The organism is Bifidobacterium moraviense (assembly GCF_012932365.1).
Classification (GTDB): Bacteria; Actinomycetota; Actinomycetes; order Actinomycetales; family Bifidobacteriaceae; genus Bifidobacterium; species Bifidobacterium moraviense.
Window position 1 is genome coordinate 20,078 of record NZ_JAAIIH010000001.1, and the last position, 20,642, is coordinate 40,719.

Here is a 20,642-nt window from a genome sequence, read left to right on the forward strand (position 1 = left end):
AGAAAGGAACCCCATGGAGGCATCCCGTCTGATCGTCAACTGTCTGCCGCTCACCGCCGAGGAGCGTGACCGGTTCCTCGCCGCCGCGCCGGACGTGCGCCAGGAGTTCGTCGGCGTGCCCGAACAGCGCGGCGCGATGGTCTGGAAGGCCGTCGTGCCCGAGGGGCTGCGCGCCGGGGCCACCGCGGTCATCGGCAACGTCCCGGCCGCGGACGCCGGCGACTACCCCCGTCTCGAATGGATCCAGACCTGGTCAGCGGGCGTCGACCAGTATCTGCGGCCCGGCGTGCTCGCCGACGGCGTCATGGTGACCAGCGCCTCGGGCGCCTACGGGCAGAGCGTGTCCGAGCATCTGTTCGCACTCATGTGGGCGCTCATGCGGCATCTGCCCGCCTACCGCGACCAGCAGCGCGAGGGCCGGTGGGCGGATCTGGGGCGCGCGGTCAGCCCGGTGGGCGCCACGGTGCTGGTGATCGGCACCGGCGACATCGGCTCGCACTTCGCGCGTCTCGCGCACGCGGTCGGCTCCACCGTGCTGGGCGTGCGCAGGGACCCGAGCAAGCCGGCCGAGGGCTTCGACGGCATGTTCGGCTTCGACCAGCTGGACGAGCTGCTGCCGTCGGCGGACGTAGTGGTCTCCATCGTGCCGTCGTCGCCGACGACGCATCACCTGCTGGACGCCGGACGTCTGGCGCTCATGCGGCCCGGCGCCATCGTGCTCAACGGCGGGCGCGGCGACGCCGTGGACCCCGACGCCCTGCTGGAGGCGCTGCGCGCCGGCGCGATCGCGGGCGCGGGCCTCGACGTGACCGAGCCGGAGCCGCTGCCGGCCGACCATCCGCTGTGGCGCGAGCCGCGCTGCGTCATCACCCCGCACGTGGCCGGCGGCATGCATCTGGAGGCCACGGAGGACCGCATCATCGACATCGCGCTCGGCAACGTGGGCGCCTACGCCGCCGGCCGTCCGCTGTCCAACCGGCGGCGCTAGGCGACGAGCGGCCGACGCGCGGGCCCGTCCTACCGCTCGAAGGGGTAGGACAGGCCCCAGATGCCGCGGATCGAATCCATGAGCTCCATGATGCGCAGCGTGTCCGCGTGCGGCATCTCGGGGCATTCCGCCGCGCCGTCGAGCAGCGCGCGGGCGGCCGAGGCCACCTCGTACTCGTAGCCGGTGATCTGCTCCGGCACGGTGCGGCTCGTCACCCGGACATGGTCCTTGTCGTAGATGTTGATCCGCTGCGGGTTGTTGATGTTCTCCACCACCAGATAGCCCTCGGTGCCGCGGATCACGCCCATGCGGTCGCCCGTCGTGACCATCGAGCTGGTGGCCGTGGCCATCACGTCGCCGTAGAACAGCGTGGTGCAGCTCTGCGCGTCCACGCCGGTCGGATACGGCTGGTACGCGCTCGCCACGCGCTCGGGCGCGCGCCCGCGCATCGCCATGTCGATGAAGTTCAGCGGGTAGACGCCCACGTCGAGCAGCGCGCCGCCGGCCAGCGCCGGATCGGTCATGCGCGCCTTGTGCGTGGTGGGGTAGCTCAGGTCGGCGCCGATCGAACGCACCTCGCCGATGACGCCGGCGTCCACGATCTCGTCGATCATGGCGCGCGACGGCATGTAGCGCGTCCAGATCGCCTCGGTGCACAGCACGCCGGTGCGCTCCGCCACGGCCAGCAGCTCGCGCGCCTGCGCGGCGTTCGCGGTGAACGACTTCTCCACCAGCGTCGCCTTGCCCGCCTCGAGGCACATCGCGCCCTGCTCGCCGTGCAGGCTGTGCGGGGTGGCGACGTAGACCAGGTCGACGTTCGGGTCGGCGCACAGCGCCTCGTAGGACCCATGGGAGACGGGGAAGCCGTATTCGTCGGCGAACGCGCGTGCGCGGTCCGCGTCGCGCGCCGCCACGGCGTAGGGGGCCACGAGATCGCGGTAGCGCGGGTCGGCGGCCATGCCGGCGAGCGTCCTCGCCATCTGGACGGCGATGCGGCCTGCGCCGAGGATCGCCACGTTGATCGGTGCGGTGGACATGTCTTGCTCCTTTGCTCGATGCTTCCGTTGGGTCCGGGAGGATGCCCGGCCATGTGAATACGACGACGGCTCCCCGTCGGGGGAGCCGTCGATCGGACAGGGGAAGGACGCGATGCTACTGCAGCACGTCGATGGTCTCGATCATCGCCGGCTCGAGCGGCGCGTCCGAGCGGTCGGTGGGCAGCGCCTCGAGCCTGTCCACCACGGCCTTGGACGCGTCGTCGGCGACCTCGCCGAAGATCGTGTGGTGTCCGTTGAGCCACTCGGTGGGGACGGTGGTGATGAAGAACTGCGATCCGTTGGTGCCGTGCACTTCGCCGGTGAACGGGTCGCGGCGCAGGCCGGCGTTCGCCATGGCGAGCAGGTACGGGTGGTCGAAGGTGAGCGAGGGGTCGATCTCGTCGTCGAACTCGTAGCCGGGGCCGCCGGTGCCGTTGCCAAGCGGGCAGCCGCCCTGGATCATGAAGTCCTTGATGATGCGGTGGAAGGTCAGGCCGTTGTAGAACGGATCGTGGCTCTCCTCGCCGGTGAACGGGTCGCGCCACGCCTTGGAACCGGTGGCGAGGCCGATGAAGTTGGCCACCGTCTTCGGGGCCTTGTCGTCGAACAGGTTGATGGTGACGTCACCTTCGGAGGTGTGCATGATAACTGTGGTCATGACGGCAAGTCTAGCGTAAGGGGCGGCGCGCGGGACGCGGCCGGTCAGCCGATCGCGCCGAGGCGGCGCAGCGCGTTCGCGATGCCGTTGCCGTCCACGTCGTCGGTGACGAGGTCGGCGGAGCGCTTGACCTCGTCGCGCGCGTTGCCCATCGCCACGCCCACGCCGGCGGCCTCGATCATCGCCACGTCGTTGCCGCCGTCGCCGAACGCCGCCGCGTCCGCGACGTGGAGGCCGAACCGCTCCAGGAACGTGCGCATGCCGGCCGGCTTACCGCCGTCGGCCGGGATGAGGTCGGTGAACGCCGGGTGCCACCGCACGCCCGTGGTGTGCGGCATCAGCGCGGTGAGCTCCGCCTCCTCGTCTGGCGTGACGTAGGGGCTGACCTGATAGGTCGGGTGCGTCAGCGCGCGCGCAGGGTCGTCGACGTACACGGGCGGCGCCGTCTTGCCCAGGGATCGCCACGTGGCGCGCATGGTCTCGTCCACGTGGTTGAAGTAGACGTAGTCGCGCTCGCCGAAGTTGCTCACCACCTGCGGGTGCGCGCGCAGCCAGTCGAGGTAGATCGCCAGATCCCCGCGGTCCAGCGGGTGCTCGGCGATCACCGTGCCGCGGCGCAGGCCGTCGCCCGCGCTGCCGCCCTCGTCCGGGGACTCGTCGAGCACGCAGTACTGCCCGTTGAACGTCACGTAGCCGTCGAACGCCAGCGGGATGGTGTCGAGCACCGTCGTGGCCTGGCTGGGGGAGCGGCCCGTGCAGATGAAGATGCGCACGCCGCGCTCGCGCAGGGCGCGCAGGGCGACGAGCGTGGAGTCCGGCACCACGTGCGAGACGAAGCTGGTCAGCGTGCCGTCGATGTCGAAGAAGGCGGAGGTGATCTGGCTCATGCTCCCCATGATAGGTGCCGGCGGGCATCGGACCCCGTCGCCGGGCGCCGGCGTTCCGGTTATTCGCGCGCGTCGGGCCAGACGCGGTCGTACGGCACCCCGGTGAGCTCCTCGACGGTGCGGCGCACGTGCGGGTCCACGTCCTTCTTGGCGCCGCCGGCGCTCAGGCGCTCGGTCTCGGCGAGCAGCTCGCCGTCCGTGCGGCGGTCCAGCCCGAAGCCGCGGGCGACGAACCATCCCAGGCAGACCGCCGTCAGATAGATGCCGGCGGTGGAGCAGGCCAGACCGATCTGCGCGCTGAACGGCTGCGTCGCCCGGGTGGCGTCGAATCCGGTGAGGGCGAGCGCGGCGCCGGCGATCATCGCCGCGGCGCCCGAGCACAGCTGGCGGAAGAACGCCTGCACACCGGCGAAGGTGGCGGAGCGGCTGCGCTCGGTGACGATGCGGTCCACGTCCGCGATGAGCGGGAAGATCTGCCACGGCGTGAAGCCGGCGGAGGTGCGGAACGCGAAGAACAGCACGGCGGACGCCGTGGCGAACGCGGTCCATGCGGCTCCGGTGAGCACGCCGCGCAGCAGCCATGCGGCGATCATCATGACCGCGCCCGCGCCCATGCCGCAGAACCCCACGGCGTACACGGTGCGCGGACCGAACCGCGCGAGCAGCCAGTTGCACGCCGGCATGAGCGGCAGGGCGAGCACGGTGAGGGTGAGCAGCAGCGAGGCGAACGCCGCGGACTGGCCCCAGTCGAAGATCACGAAGTAGGCGAACGTCTGGCCGAACACGTCCATGCCGCACATGAGCAGCAGGTAGATGGCCAGATGCTGCCGGAACGCGCGGATGCGCAGCGTGGAGGCGTAGTCGCGCAGCAGCACGCGCACGCGGCGCATCCAGCCGGCGAACCCCACGTGCCCGTTGGTCCGCGTGCCGTCCGCGAATTCCGCGAAGCCGGCCTCCTCCGGCGTGAGCTCCCACGTGGTGCGCCAGCAGACGAACATGGCGAGCGCGAACAGCACGGTGAAGCTCATGGCGAAGATCTGGTAGCTCGAGGCCGTGTGCTCGCCGAGCGCGGTGAGCACGGCGGAGCCGATGAGCGGGATCGCGGTGCTCGCGGCGTTGGAGATGTACAGGCGCGTGGTGCTCAGCAGCGTGCGGCCCCTGAAGTCGGTCGTCATCTCGCCGGGCAGGGCGTTGTAGGCGGTCATGAAGATCTGGAACAGCATCATCCACACGACGTACGCCATGCAGTACACGCCGGGATGCAGCCCGGGGATCCACAGGACGATGCCGATGAGCAGCGAAGGCGACATGACGAGCAGCAGCAGACGGCGCCTGCCGAAGCGCCGCCCGACGGAGAAGCGGTAGAGGTTGTCCGAAAGGGCGCCGAAGAACAGGGCGAACAGGGCGCTCAGCGCCGTGCAGCCGCCGATGATGCCCTGCGCGGTCTGGATGTCGAGCCCGCAGAAGCGCGTCCAGAACAGGGAGAGATAGGTGGCGGTGAGCGTGGTCTGCCCGCCGCCGTAGAAGTCGCCGAGGCCGAAGCCGACGCTCTGGGCGAAGGTGACGCCGTGCGGGCGCGGGGTGTGCGATGACGGGACTGCATTGGCCATGACACACCACGCTAGCAACGACCGCGGGCAGCCGCCGCGGGCGTGTCCATCGGTTGCCGTGTTCCATATAGTGGGATATCGGACGTGCGGGGCGGGGTTTGAACGGGCTATCAAGCCCCGGCGTTGCAACGCATTCGAAGCGGCCATAAGCAGCGCATATACGGCAATCGGCGGATTTCCGCCATTGTGAGCCCTCACGTGCGTTACGGTGGTAACCACATTCGCCCGAACGACGAACGGACACGTCAACGTCATCGAATGAGAAGAGAGGAAACGTTCATGACAGCAGCAACCCAGCAGCCCGCCAATCCCGAGGAGCCGGTGCGCGTCAACCACACCGTGCGCAACGCCGTCATCGCCGTGGTGGTTGTGATGGCCTTGGTGCTCGCCGGCTTCTTCGGCTACCGCGCCTTCGCCGGCGGCAAGGCCTCCGCGGAGAAGGGCTCCAAGGACAACCCGGTCAAGATCGGCGTGGTGGGGGCCACCGATCCGGACTTCGTGGCGTTCAAGGCCGCGGCCGAGAAGCAGGGCATCTACATCGATCTGGTCGACTTCCAGGACTACACCTCCGAGAACCCGGCGCTCGACTCCGGCGAGCTCGACCTCAACGAGTTCCAGCACCTGCTCTACCTCGCCAACTACAACGTGAAGAACAACAAGGACCTGCAGCCGATCGGCGGCACGGTCACCTACCCGCTGTCCCTCTACTCCAAGAAGGTCAAGTCCGTGGACGACATCAAGCAGGGCGACACCGTCACCATCCCGAACGACGAGACCAACCAGGCGCGCGCCATCGGCGTGCTCAAGACCGCCGGCCTCATCGAGCTCAAGGGCGACTGGACCCCGCTGTCCTCCCCGGCCGACATCGACACCGCCAAGAGCAAGGTCAAGGTCACGCCGCTGAAGGCCGAGCAGGTGGCCAACTCGCTGGGCGACCCGACCGTGGCCGCCGGCATCGTGAACAACGACTACGTGGCCGACGCCGGCCTCAAGCTCGACGAGGCCGTGTACAAGGACGCCGCCACCGGCGAGGAGTCCCGTCCGTACATCAACGTCTTCGTCTCCCGCAAGGCCGACGTGAACAACCCCACCTACCTCAAGCTCATCCAGATCTACCATGACTCCCAGGAGGTGCAGGACGGCCTGAAGGAGAAGTCCGCCGGCACCGCGGTCTCCGCCAGCTCGTACACCGCCGAGCAGCTGCAGGGCTTCCTCGCGGACATCCAGAAGCAGATCAAGCAGTGAGAGACGTCCGCGGCCGGTGAAGGGGACGGACGCGGCGAGCCGGAAACGGCGACGATGACGGCGGGCATCCGGTTCGGGTGCTCGCCTTCACCGCTGTCGCACCATCCTCCGTACAAGAAAGGACCCATGCGATGACCAACGACGCAGAGCCGATCATCGTCTTCGACCACGTGGTCAAGGAATTCAGGCAGCGCGGCGCGTCCGGCAAGGGCGGCAAGTCGACCCGCGCCGTCGACGACGTGACGCTCACCATCAACAAGGGCGACATCTTCGGCATCATCGGCTACTCGGGCGCCGGCAAGTCGACGCTCGTGCGCCTCATCAACGCGCTCGAGCGTCCGACCGGCGGCACGGTGACGGTGCTCGGCACCGACATCACCACGCTGCCCGAGTCGAAGCTCAGGCCCATCCGTCAGAAGATCGGCATGATCTTCCAGCAGTTCAACCTGTTCTCCACCAAGACCGTGGCGCAGAACGTCGCCTACCCGCTGCAGCTCGACCACTGGCGCAAGGACTACCAGGACCGCCGCGTGGCGGAGCTGCTCGAGTTCGTGGGGCTTTCCGAGCATGCGAACAAGTACCCCTCCCAACTCTCCGGCGGCCAGAAGCAGCGCGTGGGCATCGCGCGCGCCCTCGCCACCAACCCGCAGATCCTGCTGGCCGACGAGGCCACCAGCGCGCTCGACCCGGAGACCACGAGCGAGGTCCTCGACCTGCTCAGGCGCGTCAACGAGCGCTTCGGCATCACCATCGTGCTCATCACCCACCAGATGAACGTCGTCCAGCAGATCGCCAACCGCGTGGCCGTCATGAGCGCCGGACGCGTGGTGGAGGGCGGCGACGTATACGACGTGTTCGCCGCGCCCCGTCAGGAGGTCACCAAGCGCTTCATCGCCACCGCGCTGCGAGGGCTTCCCGACGCCGAACGCGTCGAGGCCATGCACCGCGACAACCCCGGGCGCATCGTCAGCGTCGTCATCCGCCAGCGGGACGTGACCCGCGACGGCGGCGACGTCCCCGCCTCCGGACAGAACATCTCCGAGACGATCGCGCGCCATCCGGCCGTCGCCACGTCCATGCTCTACGGCGGCATCGATACCGTCACCGGACAGGGCATCGGCGCTATCACCTACGAGTTCACCGGAGGCGACGCCGACCTCGAGGCGTTCCTCGCCGAGCTGGGCGAGCGCAGCGACCTCGTGGACTTCGGCACCGCCGAACGCCCCGTGCCCTACGAACAGGCCATCGAGAAGGGAGGTGCGCGATGATCGCACTCGCCGCTGGCACCACGAACTGGGACGTGCTCAAGCCGATCCTCGCCGAATCCGTCGTCCAGACTCTGCAGATGGTGCTCACCACGCTCGTCGTGGGAGGCTTCCTCGGCCTGGTGCTCGGCGTCGTGCTCTACGGCACGCGCCCGGGCAACCTCTTCGAGAACGCGGTGGTCTACCGCATCCTCGACATCATCATCAACATCATCCGCCCGATCCCGTTCATCATCTTCCTGGCGGCCATGCAGCCGGTCACCATCAAGGTGGTGGGCACGTCCATCGGCACGCTCGCCGCGATCTTCCCGATGTGCGTCATGTGCACGATGGCCACGTCGAGGCTCGTCGAGCAGAACCTCGTCACCGTGGACCCCGGCATCATCGAGGCCGCGCGCTCGATGGGCGCCTCCAAGCTCACCATCGTGCGCACCGTGCTCATCCCCGAGGCGCTGGCGCCGCTGATCCTCGCCTACGCGTTCCTGTTCATCGGCGTGCTCGACATGTCCGCCATGGCCGGCTACATCGGCGGCGGCGGCCTGGGCAACTTCGCCATCGCCTACGGCTACCAGAAGTTCGACCAGGGCGTCACCTGGACGGCCGTGATCATCATGATCGTGCTGGTGCAGGTGGTGCAGGGCATCGCCAACGCCATCGCCAAGCGGCTGCTGCGCCGCGGCCAGTAGCGCCGGCACGCTCGGCCGCGTACGGCTCCTCCGTCGGGATGCGGGGGAGCCGTACGCATATCATCCCTTTGGAAACCCATCCCGGAACCGCAAATCGCCGGCCGCGGCCCAGAGCCGCGCGGCCGGAGGGAATCGAGCGTCATGACCACCTCAGCATTCGCCCCCATCCGCATCGAGACGACGCCGGACCTCGTCGAGATCCGCCGCCACCTGCACGCCCACCCCGAGCGCAGCTTCGCCGAGCATGCCACCAGCGCCTATCTCGCCGACCAGCTGCGCGCGCACGGCGTCGAGGTACTCGACCTGCCCGCGCCGCTCGAGACCGGCGTCATCGGTCTCATCGAGGGCACGGCCGGGCCGGGGCCGCGCGTGGGCCTGCGCGCGGACATCGACGGCCTGCGCGTCACGGAGCGCACCGGACTGCCGTACGCCTCCGTCAACGAGGGCGTCATGCACGCCTGCGGCCACGACCTGCACATGACGGGCCTGCTGGGCGCCGCGTTCTGGCTCGCCGCGCACCGCGACCGGTTCGCCGGTTCCGTCAAGATCGTGTTCCAGCCCGCCGAGGAGCTGGGCCTCGGCGCGCGCCGCTGCATCGAGGCGGGCGTGGCGGACGACCTGGCCGCGATCGTGGGCACGCACAACAATCCGAACTACGCGCCCGGCGAGGTGGCCGTCGGCGTCGAGCCGATGATGGCCGGCTGCGTCAAGTTCCGCGTCGACCTGCACGCGCAGGGCACGCATGCCGGCTACCCGCACAAGGGCACCGGCCCCATCGAGGCGCTGGCGAGCATGATCCTGGCGCTGCAGACCATCGTGAGCCGCAACATCTCGCCGTTCCATGCGGTGGTGCTCTCCGTCACCGAGGTGCACGGCGGCGACGTGTGGAACGTCGTGCCCGCCGAGGCCGGCTTCCAGGGCACCGTGCGCTTCTTCGACAACGACGACGAGCGGATCGTGGAGCGCCGCTTCCGCGACGAGGTGGAGTCCACGGCCCGCGCCTACGGCATCGCGGCGGACATCGACTGGGACGTGCTGCAGCGCCCGCTCGTGGGCGACCCGAGGCTCAGCCAGATCCTCGCCGACGACGTGCCCGCGTACGCGAGGCTGCGCCCGATCCGACCCTCGATGGCGGGGGAGGACTTCGAAGAGTTCGCCAAGCGCATCCCCGTGGCGTTCGCGTTCGTCGGATCCAACGGCGAGCCGGGATGCGCCGACTGGCACAGCCCGGAGTTCGTGGGGCTGGACGGGGCCATCGGGCCGGGCGCGAGCTTCTACGCCAACGCCGCGCTGCGCCTGCTGCGCGAACTGGCCTGAGCCCCGCGTCCCGCACCGCGGCACGGTCCGGGCGTCACCGGTCGTAGGATGCCGCAAAACCGCGCCGTTCCGCGGTTTTGCGTGCCGGGACGACATGGTCCGGGCGTCCCGCGTCGCAGTACACTGGGTGCCATGAGTGAGATTCGTTTTGCACTGGCCCAGATCGACACCTGCGTGGGCGATCTGGATGGCAACGCCGAGAAGGTACTGGACTACGCCCGACGCGCCGCGCGCGAGGGCGCCCGCGTGGCGGTCTTCCCCGAGATGACGCTGACCGGGTATCCGATCGAGGACCTCGCCCTGCGTCGCACGTTCCGCAAGGCGGCGTGGGACAAGGCCAACTGGCTGGCCGTGGAGCTCGAGGCCGACGGTCTGGGCGACCTGTACGTGGTGGTGGGCACCGTGGGCACCGACCAGGCCAACGCCAAGCCGCGCAACCGCCTCGTGGTGCTGCACGACGGCGTGGTGTGGGCCGGCTACGACAAGCACTTCCTGCCTAACTACGGCGTGTTCGACGAGTTCCGCATCTTCACGCCCGGCGAGAGCGCCATGACGCTCGACGTGGACGGCAGGCGCCTCGGCGTGGCGATCTGCGAGGACATCTGGCAGGACGGCGGACCCGTCAGCGAGCTGGCCGGCCTCGGCATCGACGCGCTCGTCACCATCAACGGCAGCCCGTACGAGGAGGGCAAGACGCACGTGCGCCGCGACATCGCCGCGAAGCGCGCGGCGGAGGTGAACGCGCCGATCCTCTACGTCAACCAGGTGGGCGGCCAGGACGACCTCGTGTTCGACGGCGGCTCCTTCGTGCTCGACCGCGACGGCACGCTCGTGGAGCGCTCCCCGCAGTTCGTCGAGGACCTGAGCCTCTTCGACCTCGCCGACGACGGCACGGCCCGCGTCTCGTCGATCGCGCCGGACCTCGACCCGGACGAGGAGGTCTACCGCGCCTGCGTGCTGGGGCTCAGGGACTACATGGCCAAGAACCGGTTCACGGGCGTGTGCCTGGGCCTGTCCGGCGGCATCGACTCCGCGCTCGTGGCGGCGATGGCCGCCGACGCCTGCGGCGGCGAGAACGTGTGGGGCATCTCCATGCCGAGCATGTACTCGTCGGACGGCTCCAAGGACGACGCCGCCGATCTGGCGCGCAACATCGGCGCGCACTACGACGTGCAGCCCATCGAGCCGCTGTTCGCGGCGTTCCAGAGCCAGCTCGACCTGCACGACGTGGCCGCCGAGAACCTGCAGGCGCGCATCCGCGGCGTGATCGTCATGGCGTACTCCAACTCCAAGGGCGTGCTCGCGCTCGCCACGGGCAACAAGTCCGAGCTGGCGTGCGGCTATTCCACGATCTACGGCGACGCCGTGGGAGGCTACGCGCCGATCAAGGACCTGCTCAAGACGCGCGTGTGGGAGCTGGCGCGCTGGCGCAACCGCCATGCCGAGGAGGAGACCGGCCAGGTGCCGCCGATCCCCGTCAATTCGATCGTCAAGCCGCCGAGCGCCGAGCTGCGCCCCGGACAGAAGGACTCCGACTCGCTGCCGGAGTACGCGCTGCTCGACAAGGTGCTTGCCGCGTACATCGAGCACGCGCACGGCCGCGCCGACCTGCTGGCGGACGGCTTCGACCCGGACACCGTGGACACCGTGATGCGTCTGGTGGACCGCGCCGAATGGAAGCGCCGCCAGTACCCGCTGGGCCCGAAGGTGACGGCGCTGGCGTTCGGCCGCGACCGCCGTCTGCCCGTCACCAGCGCGTTCCGCGAATAGCGCCGCGCCGTTCGTCCGCATCCGTCGGCTCCCCGGAACCGGGGAGCCGCACGCATATCCGCCTTCGTGCGGGAAAGGGGAACATCGAATGGACAACAGCAAGCTGTGGTACTTCAACACGGTCAGGAACGAGCCGGAGCTCGGCCCGGTCTCCCCGGTCTCCCAGCGCATGGGACCGTACCGGTCCCGCGAGGAGGCGCTCAGGGCGTGGGACATCGTGCGCGAACGCAACCGCCGATGGGAGCGCCAGGACGCCGAATGGCACGGCGTCGATGCGGACGATGCAACGGGGGAGGACGGTCTTCCGGACGGGTCCGCGGACGGTAGGGGCGGGCGCTGAACACCACGGTCGTCGCAGGTCTCCGGGCAGTGTGACGCCCCTCGCAAACCCTTGAAAACATTGGGTTTTGTGACCGTCGTCACACTGCGGGCAAATGTGAGATACATCACGCGAAATCCGAAGGTTTCGCCCAGCTTGCCCGCTACACTTGAGTACTGACGAAGGCGCACGGAAGCGCCTCCGATTACCACCAAGGAGTGAGTATGGCAGCAGTTGAAGAGACCGCCCTCTCTCAGGAAGAGCTCGAGGCCAAGGCCTGGGCCGGATTCAAAGAGGGTAACTGGCAGAAGGATATCGACGTCCGCGACTTCATCCAGAAGAACTACACCCCGTACGAGGGCGACGCGTCCTTCCTCGCCCCGGCCACCGAGAACACCAAGTTCCTGTGGAACTACCTGGACGACAACTTCCTCGCCGTCGAGCGCAAGCAGCGCGTCTACGACGTGGACACCCACACCCCGGCTGACATCGACGCCTTCCCGGCTGGCTACATCGACGGCAAGTCCCGCGAGGAGACCCGCGACAACGTGATCGTCGGTCTGCAGACGGACGTCCCCTGCAAGCGCGCCATGATGCCGAACGGCGGCTGGCGCATGGTCGAGCAGGCCATCAAGGAAGCCGGCAAGGAGCCGGATCCGGAGATCAAGAAGATCTTCACCCGCTACCGCAAGACCCACAACGACGGCGTGTTCGGCGTCTACACCAAGCAGATCAAGATCGCCCGCCACAACAAGATCCTCACCGGTCTGCCGGATGCCTACGGCCGCGGCCGCATCATCGGCGACTACCGTCGTGTGGCCCTGTACGGCGTCAACGCGCTGATCAAGTTCAAGCAGCGCGACAAGGACTCCATCCCCTACCGCATCGACTTCACCGAGCCGGAGATCGAGCACTGGATCCGCTTCCGCGAGGAGCACGACGAGCAGATCAAGGCCCTGAAGAAGCTCATCAAGCTGGGTGCCGAGTACGGTCTGGATCTGTCCCGCCCGGCTCAGAACGCTCAGGAGGCCGTGCAGTGGACCTACATGGGCTACCTGGCCTCCATCAAGTCCCAGGACGGCGCCGCCATGTCCTTCGGCCGTAACTCCGCGTTCCTGGATTGCTACATCCAGCGCGATCTGGAGAACGGCGTCATCGACGAGACCCGCGCTCAGGAGCTCATCGACAACATCGTGATGAAGCTGCGCATCGTCCGCTTCCTGCGCACCAAGGACTACGACAACATCTTCTCCGGCGATCCGTACTGGGCCACCTGGTCCGACGCTGGCTTCGCCGACGATGGTCGTCCGCTGGTCACCAAGACCTCGTTCCGTCTGCTCAACACCCTGACCCTTGAGCACCTCGGACCTGGCCCCGAGCCGAACATCACCATCTTCTGGGATCCGAAGCTGCCTGAGGCCTACAAGCGCTTCTGCGCCAAGATCTCCATCGACACCTCCGCCATCCAGTACGAGTCCGACAAGGAGATTCGTTCTCACTGGGGCGACGACGCCGCCATCGCTTGCTGCGTCTCCCCGATGCGCGTCGGCAAGCAGATGCAGTTCTTCGCCGCTCGCGTGAACTCCGCCAAGGCCCTGCTGTACGCCATCAACGGCGGCCGCGACGAGATGACCGGCATGCAGGTCATCGACAAGGGCGTCATCGATCCGATCAAGCCCGAAGCCGACGGCACCCTGGACTACGAGAAGGTCAAGAACAACTACGAGAAGGCTCTCGAGTGGCTGTCCGAGACCTACGTGCTTGCTCTGAACATCATTCACTACATGCACGATAAGTACGCCTACGAGTCCATCGAGATGGCTCTGCACGACAAGGAAGTGTACCGTACCCTTGGTTGCGGCATGTCCGGTCTGTCCATCGCCGCCGACTCCCTGTCTGCAGTGAAGTACGCCAAGGTGTACCCGATCTACAACAAGGACGCCAAGAACCTCGAAGGCCACGAGTACGAGTACGTCGAGGGCGCTGACGACGATCTGGTCGTCGGCTACCGCACCGAGGGCGAGTTCCCGATCTACGGCAACGACGACGACCGCGCCGACGACATCGCCAAGTGGGTCGTGTCCACCGTCATGGGTCAGGTCAAGCGCCTGCCCGTGTACCGTGGCGCCGTCCCAACGCAGTCCATCCTGACCATCACCTCCAACGTGGAGTACGGCAAGAACACCGGTTCCTTCCCGTCCGGCCACAAGAAGGGCACCCCGTACGCTCCGGGCGCCAACCCGGAGAACGGCATGGACTCCCACGGCATGCTGCCGTCCATGTTCTCCGTCGGCAAGATCGACTACAACGACGCTCTTGACGGCATCTCGCTGACCAACACCATCACCCCCGATGGCCTCGGTCGCGACGAGGAGGAGCGCATCGGCAACCTGGTCGGCATCCTGGACGCCGGCAACGGCCACGGCCTCTACCACGCGAACATCAACGTTCTGCGCAAGGAGACCATGGAGGACGCCGTCGAGCACCCGGAGAAGTACCCGCACCTGACCGTGCGCGTCTCCGGCTACGCCGTGAACTTCGTGAAGCTCACCAAGGAGCAGCAGCTCGACGTGATCTCCCGTACGTTCCACCAGGGCGCCGTCACCGACTGATCTCGGCAAGCACACTCGGTAGAACCGCGTAGACGGTAGAACCAAGAGGGGCGGGGCTATAATGGTCCCGCCCCTTTTCTTGATCTTCTAAGCTTTTTGGAGAAAGGACAAGGATGTCTAGCACCACCCAGTTCCGCACCACGACCCGGCACATGCTCAAGGAGTCGAAGGAGTACGCCAGCCAGACGCTGATGGGTGGTCTCTCCGGTTTCGAGTCCCCGATCGGCCTTGACCGCCGCGACCGCATCACCGCGCTGCGCTCCGGCGACATCGGGTTCGTCCACTCGTGGGACATCAACACGTCCGTCGACGGCCCGGGCACGCGCATGACCGTCTTCCTCAGCGGCTGCCCGCTGCGCTGCCAGTACTGCCAGAACCCCGACACCTGGAAGATGCGCGACGGCAAGCCCGTGTACCTCGACGCCATGGTCAAGAAGGTCGACCGCTACAAGGACCTGTTCAAGGCCACAGGCGGCGGCATCACGTTCTCCGGCGGCGAGTCGATGATGCAGCCCGCGTTCGTCTCCCGCGTCTTCCACGCGGCCAAGGAGATGGGCGTGCACACCTGCCTCGACACCTCCGGCTTCCTCAACGCCAACTACACCGACGAGATGATCGACGACATCGACCTGTGCCTGCTCGACGTCAAGTCCGGCAACGAGGAGACCTACAAGAAGGTCACCGGCGGCACGCTGGCGCCCACCATCGAGTTCGGCCACCGTCTGCGCGACCGCGGCAAGAAGATCTGGGTGCGCTTCGTGCTCGTGCCGGGGCTCACCGACGACGAGGAGAACGTCGACGAGGTGGCCCGCATCTGCAAGTCCTTCGGGGACGCCCTCGAGCACGTGGACATCCTCGGATTCCATCAGCTCGGCCGTCCGAAGTGGCACGCCATGCGCATCCCGTATCCGCTGGAGAACCAGAAGGGCCCGTCCGCCAAGCTGCGCGAACGCGTCGCCAACCAGTTCAAGGACTACGGCCTGACCGTCTACTGACGTCCGCCGTCCTCCGCCTGCGGCATGTCGCCCGGCGGTCCCGGTCCGCTCCGGGGACGCCGGGCGTCGTCATGTCCGCCTCCGCCGGGACACGCCGGTGCGGGAATGCGCCAAATACCCCGATTGGAGCCGTGACACCGTAGCCTTGAATCATGGACGAGATCCTCAGGTTCCCCACCCTCGCTCCGAATGGGGGCGCCAGGGTGCGCGACGACGTCAGGGACCGCTCCAACGGAGGGGCGGAGCCGCGGCCGGGCGCGTCCTTCGACGCCGAACGCATCGAAGGCGCCGGGCGCATCGAACGCATCGAATGCGTCGATCGCGCCGCGGTTCCCGGAGACGTGCTCAACGCCGTGGAATCCGTGCGTCGCATGGCGCGAGCGCCGGGCGTGCGGTACCGCGAGATCCCCGTGCCCGCCGATCTGGCCGAGTACGGCATCGGCGTCGGGTTCGAATGCGTTTCCGGAGCCGAGGGATGGATCATGATGCTGTTCGACCGGTCCGTCCGCTCCACGCGGGGAACGTGCTGGCGCTGTGTGGCCTACTGCCGCGTGCCGGTCGGGGAGGGACGCGCGGACGCGCCTGAGCCCCGTCCGATGTGGGAGGCGATGCGCGACGCCCTGGGTGGCGTCGGCGTCCGCGGGGCATCGGGGACCGTGAGCATGCTGCGGTCCACGGGATTCGGCGGGCTCGGCGGCGAGAGGGACGAATGCGAGATGCGGGTATCATGGACGCCTGATGACGGGGGAACGGGCCGGTTCCGCGCCGGCGCGCAGGTCGCCGCGTGGACCGCGTTCGTCGGGGGACTCGCCGGGGGACCCGACTCGGACTGACGGGCCGGCCGCGCGGGCCGGCCGCGTGGTGTGGCGGCCGGGCGAGGGGTATCCTGTGGTCCCGTCAGCGTTCGATCAGGAGACCAAGGAGCGAATCAACCGTGAGTGCCGTCGACGAGCCGCGACTGCTTGCCGAACCCCGTGGAGGGGTTCCCGACATCATCGACTCCCCGGACGCCTTCCGTCGCATGGTGCAGTGCTTCGCCGCGGCGGACGGCCCCGTGGCCGCCGACGCCGAGCGAGCCTCCGGGTTCCGCTACGGGCACGAGGACTGGCTGGTGCAGTTCAAGCGCGAGGGCGCCGGCATAGCGCTCGTCGACCCGGTGGCCGTGAACGCGTGCGGGATCACGTGGCGGGACTTCAACGCCGCGGTGTCCGGCGCCACCTGGATCATCCACGATTCGCTGCAGGATCTGCCCGGATTCTTCGATCTGGGCATGGAGCCCGCGGCGCTGTTCGACACCGAGGTGGCCGCGAGGCTGCTCGGACTGCACCGGTTCGGGCTGGCGGCCGTCACCGAGCACTATCTGGGGCTGACGCTCGCCAAGGAGCATTCCGCCGCCGACTGGTCGTACCGTCCGTTGCCGCGCGACTGGCGCAACTACGCGGCGCTCGACGTGGAGCTGCTCATCGAGCTGGAGCGGCGCATGAGCGCCGACCTCAGGGCGCACGGCAAGGACGGCTGGGCGCGCGAGGAGTTCGCCTATCTGCTTGCCCGGGGCGCCGAGCGCCGGGAGCGCCCCGACCAGCCGTGGCGCCACGTCTCGCGCATCAACGCGCTGCAGGGCGACGGACGGGGGCTCGCCGTGGTGCGGTCCCTGTGGACCGCGCGCGACGAGCTCGCCCGGCGGCACGACATCGCCCCGTCGCTGCTGCTGCCCGACTCGGCGATCATCGAGGCCGCCGTCAGGAAGCCGCACAACGCGCGCGAGTTCCGCGCGATCCGCTCGCTCAACGAGCGCGTGCGCGTGCACACCGGAGGCGAGCAGGACAAGATGTTCGAACGCTACGCGCCCATCCAGCGTTCGGTCAGGCCCAAGGTGTGGAAGGAGGCCATCGACCGTGCGCTGGCGCTCCGGCCGGACCAGTGGCCGAGCCGCCAGCCTGCGTCGGCGCCGGGGGACGAGGGCAACGCGCCGCGCTCGATGCGCGTCTGGCAGCAGCGCCATCCCGACCGCTACGCGCGGCTGCAGGCCGTGCGCGCGGCGGTCAACCAGATCGCCGAGGACACGCGCACGCCCGCCGACGTGATCGTCCGTCCGCAGATCATCCGCAACCTGTGCTGGACCGACGACCCCGCCTCCGTGGACGTCGCCGCCTTCCTCGCGGAGCAGGGCGCGCGCGACTGGCAGGTTCGCCTGATCGCAGCGTCCGTGAGTCGCGCTATCATGTAGAGGTTGCCTTTTGGCAGAACTGTATGGTTTCAAGAATATTGGAGCGTAAGCGTGAAAATCAGCGTTCGTAACCTCGAGCCGACCAAGGTGAAGCTCACCGTCACCGTCGATCCCGAAGAGTTCAACCCGTACCTCGACGCCGCCCGCAAGGAGATCGGCAAGCAGGTCAACGTCCCCGGCTTCCGCAAGGGTCACGTGCCCGGCAAGATCATCGACCAGCGCATCGGCTTCGGCGCCGTCGCCGGCGAGGCCGTGAACGCCGCCGTCCCGGAGCTGTACTCCAAGGCCCTGGAGGAGAAGAAGATCCATCCGATGGCCCAGCCCGAGCTGGACGTGCAGGAGGTGCCCGCCTCCGCCTCGGACGATACCAAGGTCAAGTTCACCGCCACCGTCGAGCGTCGTCCCGACGTCGAGCTGCCCTCCCTCGAGGGCATGGTCGTCGAGGTCGCCAAGCCGTCCGTGTCCGACGAGGACGTGGACAAGCGCCTCGAGAACCTGCGTCAGCGCTTCGGCACCCTCGTGGGCGTCGACCGCCCGGCCGCCAAGGGCGACTTCGCGAACATCGACCTCGACGCCCAGATCGACGGCGAGTCCGTCGACTCCCAGGAGGGCGTGAGCTACGAGCTCGGCTCCGGCACCATGCTCGACGGCATCGACGAGGCCCTCGAGGGCCTGTCCGCCGGCGAGGAGACCACGTTCGAGTCCACCCTGCAGGGCGGCGAGCACGAGGGCGAGAAGGCCACCGTCAAGGTGAAGGTCAACTCCGTGAAGGCCGAGGAGCTCCCGGAGCTCAACGACGACTTCGCCCAGGAGGCCTCCGAGTTCGACACCCTGGACGAGCTCAAGGCCGACATCCGCAAGCAGTGCGAGGCCGATCTCGAGGCCCGTCAGGCCACCGACGCTCGCGACGCCTTCATCGCCAAGCTGCAGGAGGGTCTGGAGATCCCGCTGCCGAAGGGCGTCAAGAAGGACATGGTCGAGCAGCAGCTCAAGGGCATGACCCCGGATCCGGAGAAGGCCACCAAGGAGCAGAAGGACGAGGCCGAGGCCACCGTCGAGAAGGAGCTGCGCGACCAGATCGTGCTCGACGTCCTGAGCGAGCAGATGGACGTCAAGGTCTCCCAGAACGAGGTCTTCCAGTTCCTCGCCTCCATCGCCCAGCAGTACGGCATGGATCCGAACCGCTTCATCCAGGCCATCATCCAGAACGGCCAGATCGGCTCCGCCGTGCAGGAGGTCGGTCGCTCCAAGGGCATGGTCGCCGGCATGAAGGCCGTGACCTTCAAGGACACCGAGGGCAACGTGCTCGACCTGTCCAAGTACCTGGGCGAGGCCGCCGAGGAAGAGGAGGAGCAGTCCGTCGAGGCCGCCTCCGCCGCTGCCGCCGTGGCCGACGAGATCGCCAACAAGGACGAGGAGAACACCGCCGAGTGAACCCCGGCGGACGCGGCCGCGCGGCGGACCGCCGGCGCGGCGTCGTGACGTCCTGATCAAAGAGCCCGGAACCAGACGGTTCCGGGCTCTTCCTGCATTCTTTCGGCATGACGAGGCGCATGCCACCGTCGCCGCGTTCCCGGTCGCGGCCGCGCGGGCGTTGCGCGGGGAGCCGAAACGCGGGCGATATCGTCCCGGGCGTCGGTTGGACTCAGTAGGATGGACGATGTTTGCGAATCATATGAAGGAGACAAGGTGAGCGATTTTGCAACCCTGCCCATGATGGCCGGCGAGGACGCCCCCGCGGGTCCCATGGATCCGATTTTCAACCGTCTTTTGAAGGACCGCATCATCTGGCTCGGCGAGGAGGTGGCCGACGCCATGGCCAACCGCATCTGCGCCCAGATGCTCATGCTCGCGGCCGAGGACCCGAAGAAGGACATCTGGCTGTACATCAACTCGCCGGGCGGCTCCATCACCGCCGGCATGGCCATCTACGACACCATGCAGCTCATCGAGCCGGACGTGGCCACCGTGGGTCTGGGCATGTGCGCCTCCATGGGCCAGTTCCTGCTGAGCTCCGGCACCAAGGGCAAGCGCTTCCTCACGTCGCACGCGCGCGTGCTCATGCACCAGCCGTCCGGCGGCGTGGGCGGCACCACGACCGACGTGCGCATCAACGCCGAGCTGATCATGGACATGAAGCGCACCATGGCCGAGCTGACCGCCGAGCAGACCGGCCACACGGTGGAGGAGATCTACCGCGACAACGAATACGACCACTGGTACACCGCCCAGCAGGCGCTGGAGTACGGCTTCGTGGACAAGCTCGTCACCAACGCCGGTTCGATGAGCGCCGCCGCGGCGAACGGCGCCAACGCCTGAAACGAGGGGAGTTAAGCAACATGGCAAGTGAAGAAGCCCGTTTCGTGGCCCGCGCCCAGCGTCTGGCCGGCCCGCAGGCCCGATACGTCCTGCCGCAGTTCGAGGAGAAGACCCCGTACGGCTACAAGAGGCAGGACCCGTACACCCGTCTGTTCGAGGACCGCATCGTCTTCATGGGCGTGCAGGTGGACGACACCTCCGCCGACGACATCATGGCCCAGCTGCTCGTGCTCGAGTCGCAGGATCCGAACCGCGACGTGACGGTGTACATCAACTCGCCCGGCGGCTCGATGACGGCCATGACCGCCATCTACGACACCATGCAGTACATCAAGCCGGACGTGGCCACCGTGTGCCTCGGCCAGGCCGCCTCCGCCGCCGCGATCCTGCTGGCCGCCGGCGCCCACGGCAAGCGCCTCATGCTGCCGAACGCCCGCGTGCTCATCCACCAGCCCGCCATGGGCCAGGACTTCGGCAAGGCCACGGAGATCGAGCTGCAGGCCAAGGAGATGATTCGTCTGCGCGAATGGCTCGAGAACACGCTGGCCAAGCACACCGGGCAGGACCCGGAGCGCATCCGCAAGGACATCGAGGTGGACACCATCCTCACTGCTCCGCAGGCCAAGGAGTACGGCATCGTCGACGAGGTGCTCGAACACCGCAAGTAGTCTGCGCGGATCCGTCTCCGTGCCGCCGCGCCGCGCGGC

At 68.0% G+C, this 20,642-nt stretch carries 18 protein-coding genes; 14 read left to right on the forward strand and 4 right to left on the reverse strand.

Annotation, left to right across the window (positions count from 1 at the left end; all coding sequences use genetic code 11):
- Nucleotides 1–13: 13 nt before the first annotated feature.
- On the forward strand, nt 14–988 hold the full coding sequence (locus tag G1C96_RS00090) for a D-2-hydroxyacid dehydrogenase (protein ID WP_169274632.1): 975 nt from the start codon (nt 14–16) through the stop codon (nt 986–988).
- A gap of 29 nt (nt 989–1,017) precedes the next feature.
- On the opposite strand, the gene G1C96_RS00095 is transcribed toward G1C96_RS00090, so the two are convergent.
- The 4 genes from G1C96_RS00095 to G1C96_RS00110 form a co-directional block, all read right to left on the reverse strand.
- Nucleotides 1,018–2,025, reverse strand: a complete 1,008-nt coding sequence (locus tag G1C96_RS00095) for a Gfo/Idh/MocA family protein (RefSeq protein WP_169274633.1) — start codon at nt 2,023–2,025, stop codon at nt 1,018–1,020.
- A 115-nt stretch (nt 2,026–2,140) separates the two neighbouring features.
- A complete protein-coding gene (locus tag G1C96_RS00100; RefSeq protein ID WP_169274634.1) occupies nt 2,141–2,683 on the reverse strand; it encodes a peptidylprolyl isomerase in 543 nt (180 codons plus the stop codon).
- A gap of 44 nt (nt 2,684–2,727) precedes the next feature.
- Nucleotides 2,728–3,570, reverse strand: a complete 843-nt coding sequence (locus G1C96_RS00105; protein ID WP_417852154.1) for a Cof-type HAD-IIB family hydrolase — start codon at nt 3,568–3,570, stop codon at nt 2,728–2,730.
- Between the two features lie 59 nt (nt 3,571–3,629).
- On the reverse strand, nt 3,630–5,180 hold the full coding sequence (locus G1C96_RS00110; RefSeq protein ID WP_169274636.1) for an MFS transporter: 1,551 nt from the start codon (nt 5,178–5,180) through the stop codon (nt 3,630–3,632).
- 279 nt (nt 5,181–5,459) lie between these two features.
- Between G1C96_RS00110 and G1C96_RS00115 the strand changes: the two genes are divergently transcribed.
- From G1C96_RS00115 to G1C96_RS00175, 13 genes are all read left to right on the forward strand, one after another.
- Complete coding sequence (locus G1C96_RS00115) at nt 5,460–6,425, forward strand: MetQ/NlpA family ABC transporter substrate-binding protein (RefSeq protein ID WP_169274637.1); 966 nt, start codon at nt 5,460–5,462, stop codon at nt 6,423–6,425.
- A 131-nt stretch (nt 6,426–6,556) separates the two neighbouring features.
- Nucleotides 6,557–7,693 carry a methionine ABC transporter ATP-binding protein gene (locus G1C96_RS00120; RefSeq protein WP_169274638.1) on the forward strand — a complete coding sequence of 379 codons (1,137 nt, stop codon included), beginning with the start codon at nt 6,557–6,559 and terminating at the stop codon, nt 7,691–7,693.
- Nucleotides 7,690–8,376 carry a methionine ABC transporter permease gene (locus G1C96_RS00125; protein WP_169274639.1) on the forward strand — a complete coding sequence of 229 codons (687 nt, stop codon included), beginning with the start codon at nt 7,690–7,692 and terminating at the stop codon, nt 8,374–8,376. Before G1C96_RS00120 ends, G1C96_RS00125 begins: the two co-directional genes overlap by 4 nt.
- 141 nt (nt 8,377–8,517) lie before the next feature.
- A complete protein-coding gene (locus G1C96_RS00130) occupies nt 8,518–9,693 on the forward strand; it encodes a M20 metallopeptidase family protein (RefSeq protein ID WP_169274640.1) in 1,176 nt (391 codons plus the stop codon).
- A gap of 132 nt (nt 9,694–9,825) precedes the next feature.
- Nucleotides 9,826–11,463, forward strand: a complete 1,638-nt coding sequence (locus G1C96_RS00135; protein WP_169274641.1) for an NAD+ synthase — start codon at nt 9,826–9,828, stop codon at nt 11,461–11,463.
- A gap of 88 nt (nt 11,464–11,551) precedes the next feature.
- A complete protein-coding gene (locus tag G1C96_RS00140; RefSeq protein ID WP_169274615.1) occupies nt 11,552–11,803 on the forward strand; it encodes a hypothetical protein in 252 nt (83 codons plus the stop codon).
- Nucleotides 11,804–12,006: 203 nt separating this feature from the next.
- The gene (pflB, locus tag G1C96_RS00145) at nt 12,007–14,394 is read left to right on the forward strand and encodes a formate C-acetyltransferase (protein WP_169274642.1); all 2,388 of its coding nucleotides are present in this window, start codon (nt 12,007–12,009) and stop codon (nt 14,392–14,394) included.
- A gap of 113 nt (nt 14,395–14,507) precedes the next feature.
- Nucleotides 14,508–15,389: a pyruvate formate-lyase-activating protein gene (pflA, locus tag G1C96_RS00150; protein ID WP_169274643.1), complete on the forward strand. Its 882-nt coding sequence runs from the start codon at nt 14,508–14,510 to the stop codon at nt 15,387–15,389.
- A 152-nt stretch (nt 15,390–15,541) separates the two neighbouring features.
- Nucleotides 15,542–16,222 (forward strand): DUF3000 family protein, encoded by a 681-nt coding sequence (locus G1C96_RS00155; protein WP_169274644.1) that lies wholly within the window; start codon nt 15,542–15,544, stop codon nt 16,220–16,222.
- Nucleotides 16,223–16,323: 101 nt separating this feature from the next.
- Nucleotides 16,324–17,616 (forward strand): HRDC domain-containing protein, encoded by a 1,293-nt coding sequence (locus G1C96_RS00160; protein ID WP_335341895.1) that lies wholly within the window; start codon nt 16,324–16,326, stop codon nt 17,614–17,616.
- A 51-nt stretch (nt 17,617–17,667) separates the two neighbouring features.
- On the forward strand, nt 17,668–19,050 hold the full coding sequence (gene tig / locus G1C96_RS00165) for a trigger factor (RefSeq protein ID WP_169274645.1): 1,383 nt from the start codon (nt 17,668–17,670) through the stop codon (nt 19,048–19,050).
- A gap of 282 nt (nt 19,051–19,332) precedes the next feature.
- On the forward strand, nt 19,333–19,935 hold the full coding sequence (locus G1C96_RS00170; RefSeq protein ID WP_169275190.1) for an ATP-dependent Clp protease proteolytic subunit: 603 nt from the start codon (nt 19,333–19,335) through the stop codon (nt 19,933–19,935).
- A gap of 20 nt (nt 19,936–19,955) precedes the next feature.
- Nucleotides 19,956–20,603, forward strand: a complete 648-nt coding sequence (locus G1C96_RS00175; RefSeq protein ID WP_169274646.1) for an ATP-dependent Clp protease proteolytic subunit — start codon at nt 19,956–19,958, stop codon at nt 20,601–20,603.
- Nucleotides 20,604–20,642 lie beyond the last annotated feature (39 nt).

Coding starts and splice junctions, on each gene's coding strand:
- G1C96_RS00130 (WP_169274640.1), top strand. CDS start 8,518: ATGACCACCTCAGCATTCGCCCCCATCCGCATCGAGACGACGCCGGAC.
- G1C96_RS00125 (WP_169274639.1), top strand. CDS start 7,690: ATGATCGCACTCGCCGCTGGCACCACGAACTGGGACGTGCTCAAGCCG.
- G1C96_RS00100 (WP_169274634.1), bottom strand. CDS start 2,683: ATGACCACAGTTATCATGCACACCTCCGAAGGTGACGTCACCATCAAC.
- G1C96_RS00105 (WP_417852154.1), bottom strand. CDS start 3,570: ATGAGCCAGATCACCTCCGCCTTCTTCGACATCGACGGCACGCTGACC.
- G1C96_RS00135 (WP_169274641.1), top strand. CDS start 9,826: ATGAGTGAGATTCGTTTTGCACTGGCCCAGATCGACACCTGCGTGGGC.
- pflB (WP_169274642.1), top strand. CDS start 12,007: ATGGCAGCAGTTGAAGAGACCGCCCTCTCTCAGGAAGAGCTCGAGGCC.
- G1C96_RS00090 (WP_169274632.1), top strand. CDS start 14: ATGGAGGCATCCCGTCTGATCGTCAACTGTCTGCCGCTCACCGCCGAG.
- pflA (WP_169274643.1), top strand. CDS start 14,508: ATGTCTAGCACCACCCAGTTCCGCACCACGACCCGGCACATGCTCAAG.
- G1C96_RS00120 (WP_169274638.1), top strand. CDS start 6,557: ATGACCAACGACGCAGAGCCGATCATCGTCTTCGACCACGTGGTCAAG.
- G1C96_RS00170 (WP_169275190.1), top strand. CDS start 19,333: ATGGCCGGCGAGGACGCCCCCGCGGGTCCCATGGATCCGATTTTCAAC.
- G1C96_RS00095 (WP_169274633.1), bottom strand. CDS start 2,025: ATGTCCACCGCACCGATCAACGTGGCGATCCTCGGCGCAGGCCGCATC.
- G1C96_RS00115 (WP_169274637.1), top strand. CDS start 5,460: ATGACAGCAGCAACCCAGCAGCCCGCCAATCCCGAGGAGCCGGTGCGC.
- G1C96_RS00175 (WP_169274646.1), top strand. CDS start 19,956: ATGGCAAGTGAAGAAGCCCGTTTCGTGGCCCGCGCCCAGCGTCTGGCC.
- G1C96_RS00140 (WP_169274615.1), top strand. CDS start 11,552: ATGGACAACAGCAAGCTGTGGTACTTCAACACGGTCAGGAACGAGCCG.
- G1C96_RS00155 (WP_169274644.1), top strand. CDS start 15,542: ATGGACGAGATCCTCAGGTTCCCCACCCTCGCTCCGAATGGGGGCGCC.
- G1C96_RS00110 (WP_169274636.1), bottom strand. CDS start 5,180: ATGGCCAATGCAGTCCCGTCATCGCACACCCCGCGCCCGCACGGCGTC.